The following is a 13,971-nucleotide window of genomic DNA, read 5'->3' as shown; positions in this document are numbered from 1 at the left end:
CTAGTGTCGCATCAGAGGTGCTCCTGACGCGCCACCAGCCGAAACGGGCGGTCCCGTGGACCCGGGGCCGCCCACATTCTCTGAAAGAGGGATATACTCAGAACATGACTGACACGACTGTCCGCTCCGGAGTGACACGGCGAACTGCGCTTGCCGGCGCACTCGGAACGGCCGCACTCATCGCCACGGGTCCAGCCTGGGCGCAAGCGACGGGGCGCAAGCCGAACTTCCTGTTCATCATGGCCGACGACCTCGGCTACGCAGACCTTTCGGTTTACGGGCGGCAGGAATATCAGACGCCAGTGCTCGACCGGCTTGCGGCCGAGGGCATGCTGTTCACAGATGGCTACGCCAATAGCGCCGTCTGCAGCGCTACCCGCTTTGGCCTCATCACCGGGCGCTACCAGTACCGCCTGCGGGCCGGCCTCGAAGAACCGCTCGGCGGTACCGAGTATGGCCTGCCGCCTGAACACCCGACCCTGCCCTCGCTGCTGCGCAAGCAGGGCTATCACACCGGTCTCGTCGGCAAGTGGCACCTTGGCTCGCTGCCGAAATACGGCCCCCTGCAGAGCGGCTATGACGAGTTCTGGGGCAACCGCGGCGGCGGCGTCGACTACTTCACTCACAAGGTCGGTGGCCAGCCCGACTTGTGGGACGGTGACGTCCGGGTCGAGGAGATGGGCTACTACACCGACCTCCTGGCGGACCGCAGCATCGAGTTCCTCGAAGCGCGCGCCAAGCAGGACAAGCCCTGGCTGCTCAGCCTTCACTTCACGGCGGCTCACTGGCCGTGGGAAGGCAACAACGACGAAGGCCGGGCGGAATCCGCGCGTCTCGACATCAACGCATCCGGCGAGGCGCTCGCGATCGCCCACTATGACGGCGGTACGATGAAGACTTATGCCGACATGGTGACCAGCCTCGACGCAAACGTCGGACGCGTCCTGGCGCGCCTAGCCGAGCTTGGTATGGACGACAACACCGTGGTCGTCTTCACCAGCGACAACGGTGGTGAGCGGTTCTCCCACAACTGGCCGTTCACGGGGATGAAGACCGAACTGCTCGAAGGCGGCACGCGGGTGCCGTTCATCGTCAAGTGGCCGGGCCTAACGGCTCCTGGCAGCACCAATAGCTCGCCTGTGATGTCGATGGACTTCCTACCGACCTTCCTCGCGGCAGCCGGGGGGGCGCCGGACCCTGCCTACCCCACTGACGGGATCGACTTCCGCCCGGCGTTGGCGGGACACCAGCTTCCGGACCGGACCCTGTTCTGGCGCTACTTCAGCAAGGATCAGAAGGCGGCGCGGCACGGCAGCTACAAGTACCTGTCGATCAACGACAACGAGTACTTGTTCGACGTCACCGCCGACCCGCGAGAACGGGCCAACCTGAAGGAGCGCATGCCGGAGAAGTTCGCGGAGCTGAAGACGGCGTTCGATGCATGGAACAAGGGGATGCTCAGCGACCCGAAGGTTTCGAGCTTTGGCTGGTCTCCCAAGGAACTCGCCGATCACTACGGCTGGAACGACTAGCGGTTGAACGCCCCTCCACCATCCGCTTCGCGGACGGTCCCCCTCCCCGAGACAAGCTCGGGGAGGATTTGAGCTCGCTTTTCCAAGATCCTCTCCGAGCTTGTCTCGGGGAGGTGGCACGCGCCGAAGGCGCGTGACGGAGGGGTATCGGCTCTAAGCCGTGGCTGCCTCAAGCCGCGGCTCCGCCGACGGACTGCGTCGCTCGACAACTCCCAGCCACAGTATCAAAACGGCAACGAGCACGGCCGGGATGGCGATCACGACCATGATCGTCTGCAGCGGCAGCATGGCCTGCAGCGCGAACGCCCCGGCAGCCGGGAAAGCGATCCCGCCGATCCGGCCCGAGCCGCCGGCCCAGCCGATCCCGCTGCTGCGCATCTCGGGCGGATATCCCAGTGTGGCGATGGTATTGATCCCGGTCTGTCCGCCCACCTGGCAGTAGTTCCACACCACCAGCCCGACGACGAAGATAACCGTGCCCACCGGCAGGAACCCGAGCGAGGCGATCGCCAGTGCGTCGACGAAGAAGAACGTCGCGATCAGGATATGCGGGTTCACCCGGTCCATCCACCAGCCCATCGAAAGCGTGCCGAAGGCCCCGCCGACGAAGCCGATCATCATGTACTTGGCGAACTCCTGGATCGGCACGCCGCCGAGCTCCTGGAAGTAAGTCGGCAGCCAGTTGGCCAGCAAGGCAATATTGCCCATTGCCAGGAAGCAGGCACACCACAGGATCGCGGTCTTGAGGCGATAAGGCGCACTGAACATCGCCAGCGGTCCCTTCTGTTCGACCGGCTTGGCGGTTACGCCGAGATGGAAGGCCTCACCGCCCGTCAAGCCGACATGCGGATCGATCTTCCGGAGCGTGGTGGCGATATGCGGATCGGCGGGATTGCGGGCCACTCGGAACGGCAGCGATTCATGCACCAACAGCAGCAGCGGCAGCCCGAGCAGGGGCAACAGGCCACCGAGCCAGAAGCCGATCTGCCAGCCGTAGATGTCGAGCATCCACGCGGTCATCGCCCCGCTGGCGACGTTCGCGCCGGAGAAGCATACCAGCGCGATGGCCATGAACGAGGCGCGATGACGACGCGGGGTCATTTCGGCGAGGAAGGCGAGCGAGATCGGCAGCATCGCCGAAAAGAAGATGCCCGAGATGCCGCGCAGCCAAGCCATCATCGTCGGAGTCGTCGAATAGGCGGTCCACAGCGAGAGGATGCCGAACGACACAAGGCAAATCGCCAGCACCGGTTTGCGCCCGATCTTGTCGGCCAGCGGCGGCATCAGGAAGGCCCCGATGGCCATACCCACCTGCTGCGCCGTCACCACCCCGGCCATCCCCGCCGGAGTCACTCCCAGACCCTCCGCCACCGCGGGCAGGATCTTGCCGAAGAAGTACATGTCGAAGCCGTCGATGAAGAGCACGATCGAAACCACGACCAGGGTGGTGATCTCGCGCCAGCCGATCGGTCGGTCGTCTATGAAGGCGGCGACGTCAAAGCGTGCGCCAGCACCAGTTTCAGCCATGCGTCCCTCTCCGGCAGGACTTTGTCCTTTCACAGCAGAGTGGCCGCGCGCGCGGCTCAGGTCAACGCGCCTCTATCGGTGGCTGTGGGTTGTGCGGCACCAGGATCATCGTGTCGCCCTCGACCCGCCACGAAGCGAGGCGCGAGAGAAGGTTCATGCCGATCACGTTGGTCGGCCCCAATCCCGGCGCGATGATCGCGTCGAGCCCGCGGGCAGCCACATTGCCGAAGCGCAGTTCGTCGATGGTCGTAAGGTCAGCTGAGACTGCGCCATTGGCCGTCTGCATGCGTACCGGCAGCCCAGCCTCGCGCGGCTCCAGCCCGGCCGCCGATGCAGTCTCGGACGACACCGCGGTCAGAGTCGCGCCTGTATCGACCAGGAAATTCGCTGGTTCTCCGTTGATCTCGGCACGCAGCCAGAAGTGACCGTCGGGGGCGAGGCGGACGCGGGTCTCTGCGCCTTCGACCACTTGTTCCGGCAGGCCGAGTTCGGGCATCGCCAGCTCGAAGCGCGGATCCATGCGCGAGATTTGCAGCACCACGACGAGCAGGACGGCCACCAGCCCAAACGTGCTCGCCATGCGCAAGCTCTTCCCGAACGCTGGGACATACCGCACCAGCAGAGACCCGAGCACGCCGAGCAGCATGGCGCCCACCGCGGCCATGAGCAGGCCGGAGCGCGGCACCTGATGCAGGCTATGGACGAGTTGTTCCCAGACCGGCGCTAGATCCATCACGGCGATATAATGCGCCCCAATTCGATTTGCGATGAGGGTCTAGGTCGAATGCGGTGGATGACCGACCGAAGGCGGCAGATCGATGACCAGCCCTTTCGGCCATTCGAGCAGGCTACCTGCGGCAGCAAAGGTCGAGCGGAGAAAGCGCTGCACCTCGAAGTCGGGATCGGACGCTTCCCTGACAGCAGCATAGGGCAGGATGAACTCGCCCAGTTCGGTCTTCCAGAACGCGGCCTTAGGACCCACTGGCTGGCCTGCCAGCCCAGGCGGCGTGGGATAGGCGTAAGCATAGAATGCCGCCTCGTCGAACCCTCCTCCACCGGGCCAGAAGCCCGCGCTGATCACTTCGTGGCTATAAGCCTCACGCGTGACGTCATCCGGCAGGTTGGGAACGCCCCCAGGGTGAGCGGGCGCACCACGGCCGGAGAAGCGGGTGACGGCGAGGTCGAAACTCCCCCAGAACAGATGGCTGGGCGACGACTTGCCAAGGTAGAGCGAGCGGAACAGGTTGAAGTTGCGGTCAGCGCACAGGAACGCCCCGTGGAGCCGCCGGGCAGCGTCCGGGTCCCATTCGCGCGGCCGCTCGTCTTCGGCGAAAGGAATGGGATCGGGCAATTCGTTCGGGGCGCCGTACAGGGGTGCCGGCAGCGCCAGTTTCTCCAACAATTCGCTGAGTTCCCGGTGGACCCGAGCAATTGACTTCCCCGCCACAGGGAGGACCGACTGAAAGCCGTTGCCGCAGTCCACCCTGATCGCTCCCTCGAGGAAATCTAACTCGACCGCAAAGTAACGCCCGCCTGCTGGCAAGCTGCGGGTCATGGCGCCGCTCGGGGTCAGCCGCAGGGCGACGTGCCAGCCGTGGTTGATCCAGGGATGCAGCCTCACTGGCAGCTTGCCGATCAGTTGCAGCAGCAGATGCAGCGTTTCGATCGTGCCCTTGTCGGCGACGTAGTCGAGTTTCGGCCAGTTGCTCACGGCGCGTTTCGTGGGCGGGTCGCTTCGGCCAGTAGCAGCGAAAAGCGGCCCTCGGAATCGAGCCAGCGTTCCACCGGCGTCCAGCCGCCAGCGAGCAATAGAGTGTACTGGCTGCGCCGGTCGAATTTGTGGCTGTTTTCGGTGTGGATGGTCTCGCCCCGCGCCAGGGTGAACCGTTGGCCAGAGACTTCGAAGTCCAGTTCTTCGGTCGCCTCCCAGTGCATTTCGATACGGGCGTAAGTGTCGTTCCAGCAGGCGACGTGGCGCAGTTTGTCGAGCGAGATCGTGCCGCCTAGCTCGCGGTTTATTCGCCGGGCGAGGTTGAGGTTGAACTCGGCCGTCACGCCCTGTGCGTCGTCGTAGGCGGCTTCGAGGACGGCAATGTCCTTCACCAGATCCATCCCGATCAGCAGGAGCGAATCCCCGCCCAGCGTCGTGCGCATCGAGCGCAGCAGATCGACTGCGGTGCGGGCGACCATGTTGCCGATGGTCGACCCTGGGAAGAAGCCGAGCTTGGGGATGGCAGCAACATCCTGCGGCAGCGTGACCGCCTTCATGAAGTCAGCCTCGACCGGATGGATCGGCAGGCCGGGGAACTTGCCCGCCAGATCGGCCGCGGCGGCGCGGAGAAAATCGCCCGAGATATCGAGCGGCACGTAAGCTGCGGGATCGATGCATCCGAGCAGGAGCGGGGTCTTGATCGAGGAACCCGAACCGAACTCGACCACCACCCTTCCCGGCTCGATCAACCGGCGGAAGTCGCTGCAATGATCGGTCAGGATCTCGGTCTCTGCCCGCGTCAGGTAGTACTCCGGCAAGCGCGTGATCGCTTCGAACAGCTCAGACCCGGCATCGTCGTAGAGCCACCGCGCGGGGATCGCCTTGGGGTCCTGGCTCAGGCCTTCGAGCACTTGTTCGCGGAACGCACGGTCGACACCGTCTTCATCGAGCTCGACTAACGCCAGGCCTTGTCCGGTACTCATCACAGATCCTTCGCCAGTCGCAGGCCGGTGAACTGCCAGCGCTGCTGCGGGTAGAAGAAGTTGCGGTAGCTGGCTCGAGAATGCCCCCTGACGGTGGCGCAGCTTGCTCCCTTCAACACCCACTGCCCCGACATGAACTTGCCGTTGTATTCCCCGACTGCGCCCTCGGCCGGGGCGAAGCGGGGATAGGGGAGATAGGCGGAGCGGGTGAACTGCCAGCAGTCTCCGAACAGGCCCGTGCTGCCGGTGGGCAGTGGCGGCGAGGCCTCGTCGATCTGGTTGCCCCCTGTAGGGTCGTGCGAGAGGCCGATCGCTTCCCACTCGAACTCGGTCGGCAAACGCGCACCGGCCCAGGAAGCGAAGGCGTCGGCCTCGTAGTAGGAGATATGGCACACCGGTGCCTCGGAACGGCGAGGTTGAAAGCCGGCGTGAGTGAAATGCTCTCCGTCCCGCCAGTAAAGCGGCGCGACGATTTGCTCTCGCCGGACCCAGTCCCAGCCGTCGGACAGCCACAGGGAGGCGGTGCGGTAGCCGGCATCGTCGATGAACGCCTGCCACTCGCCATTGGTCACCAAGCGCCCAGCCAGCGCGAACGGTTCGAGCAAGACGCGGTGCGGCGGCCCTTCGTTGTCGAACGCGAAGCTCTCTCCGCCGTGTCCGATGAGCGCGATGCCGCCGGGGTGTTCGTACCAATCGGGGGCCGCGTCCCCGGTCTGCGCCCCAGCTTCCCGAGCATCCCACATCGCCGGCCCGAGCGGGTTCTGGAACAGCGCATGCTTGATGTCGGTCAGCAGCAATTCCTGATGCTGCTGCTCATGCGCGATGCCCAGTTCGATCAGCGAAGCGTGGGCCGGATCGTCCAGCAGTGCCCGCATTGCCTCGTCCACGTGGACACGCCAGTCGAGGATTTCGCGCAGCGTGGGGCGCGTGAGCATGCCCCGTCGCGGGCGCATGAGGCGGTCGCCTTCTGACTCGTAATACGAGTTGAACAGGAACGGCCAGCGCCCGTCGAACAGCCGATAATCCGGCAGCCTGTCGCGCAGCAGGAAGGTCTCGAAGAACCAGGTGGTATGCGCCAGGTGCCACTTCGCCGGAGAGGCGTCGGGCATGGACTGGATCGTGGCGTCCGCTTCTGAGAGCGACTCTACGAGCGCTTCGCTCAGCCGCCGGGTGGCGGCGTAGCGTGAAGCGAGATCAGGTGCGGCGGTGGTCCGCTGGCGTTGGGCTTCGGGCAACTCAGAACTCCCAGGCCTCGATCGGCCTAGGATGACCGACCGAGCTCGGAAAGAAAAGCCCTCAACCCACCGTCATGTTCCTGAAAAGCTTCAGGCCGCGTCCTTCTGGCGCACGGTTGCTTCGAGATTGAGCATCTCGGCCAGCAGGAACGCCAGCTCCAGCGACTGCGGGCCGTTGAGCCGCGGATCGCAGTGCGTATGGTAGCGGTCGGCCAACCCTTCGTTGGTGATCGCCACTGCGCCGCCGGTGCATTCGGTGACGTCCTGACCGGTCATCTCGATGTGGATGCCGCCCGCATGCGTGCCTTCGGCGCGGTGGACCGCGAAGAACCCACGCACCTCGTTGAGGATACGGTCGAATGGCCGGGTCTTGTAGCCGGTGTTGGTCTTGATCACGTTGCCGTGCATCGGATCGCAGCTCCACACCACCGGGTGTCCTTCGCGCTGCACCGCGCGCACCAGGCGCGGCAGGCCGGCTTCGACCTTGTCGTCACCGAAGCGGCTGATCAGCGTGATGCGGCCCGCCTCGCGCGCCGGGTTGAGCGTGTCGAGCAGGCTGAGCAACGCGTCCGGCTCGAGGCTCGGCCCGCACTTCATCCCGATCGGATTGCCGACGCCGCGCAGGTATTCGACATGCGCGCTACCGGCGAACCGTGTGCGGTCACCGATCCACAGCATGTGGGCGCTGGTGTCGTACCATTGGCCGGTCAGCGAATCCTGCCGCGTCATCGCCTGCTCATAGGGGAGCAGCAGCGCTTCGTGGCTGGTGTAGAAGTTGGTCGTCTTGAGCTGCGGCACCGTCTCCGGATCGACGCCGCAAGCCTGCATGAAGTCGAGCGCTTCGCTGATGCGGTTGGCGACATCGGCGAAACGGTCGGCCCACGGGCTACGGCCCATGAACTCGAGCGTCCACTGGTGCACCTGGCGCAGGTTGGCATAGCCGCCGCTGGCGAACGCGCGCAGCAGGTTGAGCGTCGCGGCCGACTGGCTGTAGGCGCGGATCATGCGCTGCGGATCGTTACGGCGCGATTCCGGGGTGAACTCGATGCCGTTGATATTGTCGCCGAGGTAGCTCGGCAGCGTCAGGTCACCCACGGTCTCGGTCGGCGCGCTGCGCGGCTTGGCGAACTGGCCGGCCATGCGTCCGACCTTCACCACCGGCAGCTTGCTGGCGAACGTCAGCACCACAGCCATCTGCAGCAGCACGCGGAACGTGTCGCGAATGTTGTTCGGATGGAACTCGGCGAAGCTCTCGGCGCAGTCGCCGCCCTGGAGCAGGAAACCGCGCCCGGCGGTTACGTCAGCCAGTTGCGCCTTGAGGTCGCGCGCTTCCCCGGCAAAGACCAGCGGTGGGAAGTTTCCCATGGTCGCTTCGGCCTCGGCAAGCTCCGCGGCGTCTTCGTAAACGGGTAAATGCTTCGCCTCGTGCTGCTTCCAGCCCTCGGGAGTCCAGTTCTTCACGTCGAAATTCCAGCTAATCCTAGGAGGGCCGGGCAACTACGCTCCGCCGGCCCTGCTTGCAAATGTTACATGTGCAATCGCCTTAGCGCCCGGTGGAAGGCGCTCCGTTCTCCGGCAGGACCGCAAGACGGAAACCGCTGTAGTTGCCGAAGTAGCGGGCAGCCAAGGCGCGAATTTCCTCAGGAGTGACCTCCGTGTAGTCGCGCATCAGAGAGCCGAGATACTCGCGCCGATTGGGATCGAACGCGGAGCCCGAGAGCTGGCTGAGCCAGAACGTGTGACCGGTCTGGATGCGGTTGAGCAGCTGGAGCTTGGGTTCCTTCACTCGGGCGATCTCGTCGGCAGTCGGGCCAGTGGTGGCCAGGTCCTTGGCGATCTCGTCCGCGGCGTTAAAGAAGGCCTGCACTTGTTCCGGCGGCAATTGTGCCAGCGCCAGAATACGTCCGCCACTCTGCACATCGAGCGGCCAGCTGGAACCAACGTAGGGCGAATAGCTGGCCCCTGCCCTTTCGCGCATCTCGTCCATCAGGCGATTGGAGAAGAGTTCGGCGAGCACTTCCAGCTTTCGGCTTTCGGGCAATCCAGCCGAACCGCCCCCGGTGGGCCAAGCGATCACCGCCGCAGCCTGGTCCGGCTCGCCGCGATGGGTCAAGATCACCGGATCCTTGTTCGCTTCGGGGAAGCCAGGTGTGCTCGCGAGCATTGTCGGCGACACGGCTTCGCGCGGCGGAAGCGCGCCGAACGTGCGCGAGAGCGCTTCGACCACTTCATCGCGCTTGAAATCGCCGAACACGTCGACTTCGATCGGCCCCTGAGCCAGCAGCCGCGACCAGACCTGCTTGAAGCCTTCGGGCGTAGCGGTCTGGAGCATGGCCGCGTCGGGCGTCTGGTAACGCGGATCCTTGTCATTGAGCAGCCATTCGAGGTCGCGATTGATCACGCCGCTCGGGTTGCCGCCGTAAGTGCCATAGGAGAGCAGCATGCTGGCCTTCGCCCGCTCCACCGGCGCGGCATCCCAGCGCGGCGAGGCAAGCTTCGACGCGAACAGGTAGAGCTGGTCGGCGACGTCCTCGGCCCTAGTCAGACCCTCGAAGACGAAGGACCCTTCCTCGATCCGGAAGTCGAAGCTGAACTTGCGCCCCGCAGCGAGAAGTTCGAGCTCGTTCTGGCCCAGCGAACCCTGTCCGGATCCCACCAACGCGAGTTGGCCGAGTTGGACGTAGGCGCCTTCCTCCGGCTTGAAGGCCTGCAGGCCGCCGCCAAAGCGCACCCGGACCGTGGCACGACCCGGCTCGTTGGCCGTCGGCCAGAGCAAAGCGCGGACGCCGTTCGGGAAGGCGATGCCTTCGACATCATCGATGTAAGTCGAATCGAATACACCAAGCGGCCCGCGGACCGACGGCGCCACCGGTTCTCCGATCGGCGGCAAGTCGGCGAAGGAAATCGCTTCGGCGGATGCCCGTTCGTTGCCATTGCCGTCGACTTTGGCGAGCATCGCGGTCCGCAAACCCGCGGCATCAGCCTCGCCGGTTTCAGGCGTGAGGTACAAGGAGCGCACGACGACGCCTTCGAACAAGTCGCGCGTATGTTCGTGCACAGCTTGCGGAGTGAAGCGGTCGCGCATCGAGCGGAACACTTCGAGGATCGTTTCCGGCGCGGCCACGGCCTCGCGAATGTCGACCGCGTTGACGATGTCATCGGCCAGCTTGGAGCCGGCCTGAATCCGGCGCTGTTCGACCATGTTGGCGAAGATAACGTCGTATTCGGACAGTTCGCGATCGATCTCCGCCTGGCTCGGCGGAGTGGCGATGGCATCGGCAATCACCGCCCGTACATCGGTTAGTGCGGCCTGCCAGTCCGAGGTGAGCGGCGCGACCGAGACATAAGTGGCGTCGGCCGACCGGCTGGTCTTCTCGTTCTCGACCCCGGCGTAGAGGTAGCTTCCACCCGCTCGCGCGGCGGTCTCCAACCGGCGGTTGACGATCGCCTCGGCAATCGAGTCAATCAACAGGCCGCGGTTGTATTCGATGTTGTCGGTCACCTGGTGCCACGGACGCATGACTGCATAAGTCAGCGAGCGGGGTTGGCCCGGTTCCACCAGTACACGGGTCTCGCCCACTGGATTGGTCGGATCGGCCCCGGCAGGGGCAGCGGGAACGCCGAAATCGGGATCAGGCGTAGGCTGGCCCGGTGCCTTCCAGTCGCCGAAGTTCTCTTCGACCAGCGCCGCCAACCGCAACGGATTGGCATCGCCGACGATGACCACCACGGTCTTGTCCGGGCGATACCAGCGCTTGTGGAACGCCTGCACGGCCTGCGGAGTGGCGGCCTGCAGCGTTTCGACCTGGCCGATCGGGTTGCGTTCGGAGAGGCGTTGCCCGGCGAACAGCACTTCACGGGTTGCCTCGGCAATGCGCCGTTCGGGACCATTCCGCTCCCGCCGCTCTGCAAGCACGATCGGCACTTCGGCCGAAAGGTTTGACGCGCTCAGCTTCGGCTCGCGGATCATGCCGGCAAACAGGCGAATGCTCTCGTCCAGGACAGGGCCTTGGGCGTTGGGCAGGTCGAGCTGATAGACCGTCTGCGTCGGGCTGGTGATCGCATTGGTGTCATTGCCCAGGCTCGCCCCGAGGCGCTGGAAGTGCGGAATCGCCTCTGCGTTCTTGAGATATTTGGATTCACGGAAGACGAGGTGCTCGATCAGGTGCGCGAAGCCCTGTTCAGAAGTGTTTTCGTGCAGCGAACCCGCGTCGACGCGAATTCGCATCGACACCTGGCCCGGCGGAACACCGTTCCGGCGAACCGCATAGCGTACCCCGTTCGGCAGCTCCCCGAACAACCACTCCTTGTCGACCGGAATATCGGTACCGCGATAGATCCACGGATCGTCCGGCTGGGTGTACCGCGGCTGCGCGGTGTCGGCAGCAGCAGGTGCGATAGCGACGGGGGCCTGTTGCGCAGCAAGGGGGACCGAAGCCAGCAGCAGAAGCGGGGAAAAGGCGCGCATCGCGCGCAGCGAAAATGTCATGGCCGGGAAATAGGCCCGCGTGGGATGAAGGGACAGTGAATAGCGGTCATGATCCTCATAACGGAGGAGTTGGACATTGTTCCCTTTCCTACAAGTGGGGAATTGCCCTAGGTCTTTTCACCCCCTCGCCGGAGTACGGGTCGAAGCGCGAGTTGTCGGACGTAAATAAATGCCCTTGGTCTAGCACTCACCCAAGCTTGCTAGCGGCACGCCGACTCCCTACATCGCGGCCATGTTCATCGAGACCGAAACCACGCCCAATCCGGCGACGCTGAAGTTCCTCCCCGGCCAGCGCGTCATGCCCTCGGGCACTCGCGATTTCGCTTCGCCCGAAGACGCTGAGGCGAGCCCGCTGGCGCAGGCCCTGTTCGATACCGGCGAAGTGACCGGCGTGTTCTTCGGACAGGACTTCGTGTCGGTGACCGCTGCACCCGGAGCTGACTGGTCGGCCCTCAAGCCGCAAGTCGTTGCCGTGCTCCTCGACCATTTCGTCAGCCAGGCTCCGCTGTTCATGAGTGGAAGCGCCGCGGATATCGCCGTACCCAGCGATGAAGACGCGATGGAAGACGATCCGGCCGACGCCGAGGTCATCGACCAGATCAAGGAACTGATCGAGACTCGCGTACGCCCGGCCGTCGCCAACGACGGCGGTGACATCCGCTACCGCGGCTTCCGTGATGGCGTAGTGTACCTGGCCATGCAGGGCGCGTGCTCTGGCTGCCCCAGCTCGACCGCTACGCTCAAGAACGGGATCGAAGGCCTGCTCAAGCATTACGTGCCCGAGGTGACCGAAGTCCGGGCCGCGTGATGCCCGCGCCGCTCGACGACGCCGCACTGGATCAGATCTTCGGCGAAGCCCGAAGCTTCAGCAAATTCCTCGACCGCGATGTAAGCGATGAACAGATCCACGCGATCTGGGACCTGGTGAAGATGGGGCCGACCTCGGCCAATCAGCAGCCGGTTCGGCTGATCTGGTGCAAATCGCAGGCTTCGCGTGACCGGCTGGCTGAGCTCTCCTCTGCCGGCAACAAAGACAAGATCCGCAGCGCTCCGGTCTGCGTTATCGTCGGCATGGACCTGGAGTTTCACGAGCACTTGCCGTGGCTGTTCCCGCACACCGATGCGCGCAGCTGGTTCACCGGCGATGCCGCCGCGCGCGAGACTTCAGCCTTCCGTAATTCCACGCTGCAAGGGGCCTATCTGATCCTCGCGGCCCGTTCGCTCGGGCTCGATTGCGGACCGATGTCGGGGTTCGACAATGCCGCGGTCGACGCCGAGTTCTTCGCCGAAGAGCCGCATTGGAAGTCGAACTTCATCTGCGCGATCGGTTACGGTGACAGGGACAGCCTGCGTCCACGCGGCCCCCGGCCGGACTTCGACACCTTCAATCGCCTGCTCTGACAAGGTCGACCGTGCTGACCCTGGCGATCGATAGCGCAACGGAAGCCTGTTCGGCGGCGTTGTTCGAAGACGGCGAGCTATTGGAAGGTTCGTACGAGACAATTGGCCGCGGCCATGTCGAGCGGCTGGTACCGATGATCTCCGCGCTTCCCGGCAAAGGTCGGGCCGACCGCGTAGTCGTCTCGCTAGGCCCGGGAAGCTTTACCGGCGTCCGCATCGGGCTTGCGGCGGCACGGGCCCTGGGTCTCGCATGGGGCGCAGACGTTTCTGGCTATCCAACCCTCGCCTTGATCGCAGCAATGGCCCAACAGCAAAGGCCCGGTCCTGTCACCGTCTGCACGACAGGCGGACACGGCGAATGGTTCGTGCAAAACTTCGACGGATCCGGGCGACCGGAAGATGAACTGGTCTCGCTGACTCCCGAAAAGGCTGCCTTGTTTGCTCGCCATCCGTCAGTCGCCGGCAATCAGTCTGAAGCGCTTGTCGAATTGCGCGGGGATGGCGATGCGCGACCGTTACTGCCCGACGCGCGCAGCCTTTTGCTGCTTCCGACTGCGTTGTTCACGTCAACTCTTGCGCCACTCTACGGTCGCCCGCCCGACGCTCGACTTCCCCAGAGCACCACATGATCGACGACCTCGATCGAATAATGCACGTGATGGATGCGGCTTTTGACCCCGCATACGGCGAGGCCTGGAGCCGCGGCCAAGTTGGCGATGCGTTGGTCATGCCCAATACGTACTACTTGCTTGCAGGCATCGACGGCTCCGACCCGCAAGAGGGCCAGCAGGCGGCCGGTTTTGCACTATCTCGCGGCGCAGCGGACGAAGAAGAATTGCTACTGATCGCCGTCGACCCCGCCCACCAAGGCAAAGGCATCGGTTCGATCCTGATGCAGCGCTTTATCGAAACGGCTCAAGACCGTGGCGCGGTTCGGTTGTTTCTTGAAATGCGCGACGGCAATTCGGCCGAATCACTCTATCGAAAGTACGGCTTCGACAATGTCGGCCGCCGAAAGCACTATTACCGCCGCGGGATGGGAACACCTCTCGATGCGATTACCTTCGTACTCCACAAAAAATGACGCAATCGG

At 64.4% G+C, this 13,971-nt stretch carries 12 protein-coding genes; 5 read left to right on the top strand and 7 right to left on the bottom strand.

The genetic code is table 11. From position 1 onward, the window contains the following. Nucleotides 1-104 precede the first annotated feature (104 nt). Nucleotides 105-1,532: a sulfatase gene (locus ASD76_RS02240; RefSeq protein WP_055917877.1), complete on the top strand. Its 1,428-nt coding sequence runs from the start codon at nt 105-107 to the stop codon at nt 1,530-1,532. Between the two features lie 153 nt (nt 1,533-1,685). Here the strand turns inward: ASD76_RS02240 and ASD76_RS02235 are convergent, their stop codons facing one another. The 7 genes from ASD76_RS02235 to ASD76_RS02205 all read right to left on the bottom strand — a co-directional run bounded on the left by ASD76_RS02235 (nt 1,686) and on the right by ASD76_RS02205 (nt 11,477). Beyond that, entirely contained in the window at nt 1,686-3,059 is a 1,374-nt protein-coding gene (locus ASD76_RS02235) for an MFS transporter (protein ID WP_055917873.1), read from the bottom strand. A gap of 61 nt (nt 3,060-3,120) precedes the next feature. Beyond that, a complete protein-coding gene (locus tag ASD76_RS02230) occupies nt 3,121-3,792 on the bottom strand; it encodes a TIGR02281 family clan AA aspartic protease (protein ID WP_055917868.1) in 672 nt (223 codons plus the stop codon). A gap of 42 nt (nt 3,793-3,834) precedes the next feature. After that, the gene (locus tag ASD76_RS02225) at nt 3,835-4,770 is read right to left on the bottom strand and encodes a DUF5996 family protein (RefSeq protein ID WP_055917865.1); all 936 of its coding nucleotides are present in this window, start codon (nt 4,768-4,770) and stop codon (nt 3,835-3,837) included. Then, nucleotides 4,767-5,753 (bottom strand): L-histidine N(alpha)-methyltransferase, encoded by a 987-nt coding sequence (gene egtD / locus ASD76_RS02220; RefSeq protein ID WP_055917862.1) that lies wholly within the window; start codon nt 5,751-5,753, stop codon nt 4,767-4,769. The genes ASD76_RS02225 and egtD overlap by 4 nt, the downstream gene beginning before the upstream one ends. After that, nucleotides 5,753-6,988: an ergothioneine biosynthesis protein EgtB gene (gene egtB, locus ASD76_RS02215; RefSeq protein ID WP_055917859.1), complete on the bottom strand. Its 1,236-nt coding sequence runs from the start codon at nt 6,986-6,988 to the stop codon at nt 5,753-5,755. Before egtB ends, egtD begins: the two co-directional genes overlap by 1 nt. 90 nt (nt 6,989-7,078) lie before the next feature. Further along, complete coding sequence (locus ASD76_RS02210; RefSeq protein ID WP_055917856.1) at nt 7,079-8,449, bottom strand: class II 3-deoxy-7-phosphoheptulonate synthase; 1,371 nt, start codon at nt 8,447-8,449, stop codon at nt 7,079-7,081. An 82-nt stretch (nt 8,450-8,531) separates the two neighbouring features. Beyond that, on the bottom strand, nt 8,532-11,477 hold the full coding sequence (locus ASD76_RS02205; protein WP_055917854.1) for a M16 family metallopeptidase: 2,946 nt from the start codon (nt 11,475-11,477) through the stop codon (nt 8,532-8,534). 232 nt (nt 11,478-11,709) lie between these two features. On the opposite strand from ASD76_RS02205, the gene ASD76_RS02200 reads away from it, so the two are divergent. From ASD76_RS02200 to rimI, 4 genes are read left to right on the top strand one after another with little or no spacing between them, the layout of a single operon-like run. Then, on the top strand, nt 11,710-12,285 hold the full coding sequence (locus tag ASD76_RS02200) for a NifU family protein (protein ID WP_055917851.1): 576 nt from the start codon (nt 11,710-11,712) through the stop codon (nt 12,283-12,285). Next, a complete protein-coding gene (locus tag ASD76_RS02195; protein ID WP_055917848.1) occupies nt 12,285-12,878 on the top strand; it encodes a malonic semialdehyde reductase in 594 nt (197 codons plus the stop codon). Before ASD76_RS02200 ends, ASD76_RS02195 begins: the two co-directional genes overlap by 1 nt. An 11-nt stretch (nt 12,879-12,889) precedes the next feature. After that, nucleotides 12,890-13,507 carry a tRNA (adenosine(37)-N6)-threonylcarbamoyltransferase complex dimerization subunit type 1 TsaB gene (gene tsaB, locus ASD76_RS02190; RefSeq protein ID WP_055917845.1) on the top strand — a complete coding sequence of 206 codons (618 nt, stop codon included), beginning with the start codon at nt 12,890-12,892 and terminating at the stop codon, nt 13,505-13,507. After that, nucleotides 13,504-13,962 carry a ribosomal protein S18-alanine N-acetyltransferase gene (rimI, locus tag ASD76_RS02185; RefSeq protein ID WP_055917842.1) on the top strand — a complete coding sequence of 153 codons (459 nt, stop codon included), beginning with the start codon at nt 13,504-13,506 and terminating at the stop codon, nt 13,960-13,962. The genes tsaB and rimI overlap by 4 nt, the downstream gene beginning before the upstream one ends. The last annotated feature ends 9 nt before the right edge of the window (nt 13,963-13,971 follow it).

Origin of the sequence: Altererythrobacter sp. Root672 (assembly GCF_001427865.1) — a bacterium.
Lineage (GTDB): Bacteria > Pseudomonadota > Alphaproteobacteria > Sphingomonadales > Sphingomonadaceae > Croceibacterium_A.
Note: the sequence above shows the minus strand (reverse complement) of the source record. Positions and strands in the feature narration are given on the sequence as shown.

What these genes read in the sequence shown, in the direction of transcription:
- ASD76_RS02240 (WP_055917877.1), top strand. Translation starts at nt 105, where the DNA reads ATGACTGACACGACTGTCCGCTCCGGAGTGACACGGCGAACTGCGCTT.
- ASD76_RS02235 (WP_055917873.1), bottom strand. Translation starts at nt 3,059, where the DNA reads ATGGCTGAAACTGGTGCTGGCGCACGCTTTGACGTCGCCGCCTTCATA.
- ASD76_RS02230 (WP_055917868.1), bottom strand. Translation starts at nt 3,792, where the DNA reads ATGGATCTAGCGCCGGTCTGGGAACAACTCGTCCATAGCCTGCATCAG.
- egtD (WP_055917862.1), bottom strand. Translation starts at nt 5,753, where the DNA reads ATGAGTACCGGACAAGGCCTGGCGTTAGTCGAGCTCGATGAAGACGGT.
- ASD76_RS02205 (WP_055917854.1), bottom strand. Translation starts at nt 11,477, where the DNA reads ATGACATTTTCGCTGCGCGCGATGCGCGCCTTTTCCCCGCTTCTGCTG.
- ASD76_RS02200 (WP_055917851.1), top strand. Translation starts at nt 11,710, where the DNA reads ATGTTCATCGAGACCGAAACCACGCCCAATCCGGCGACGCTGAAGTTC.
- ASD76_RS02195 (WP_055917848.1), top strand. Translation starts at nt 12,285, where the DNA reads ATGCCCGCGCCGCTCGACGACGCCGCACTGGATCAGATCTTCGGCGAA.
- rimI (WP_055917842.1), top strand. Translation starts at nt 13,504, where the DNA reads ATGATCGACGACCTCGATCGAATAATGCACGTGATGGATGCGGCTTTT.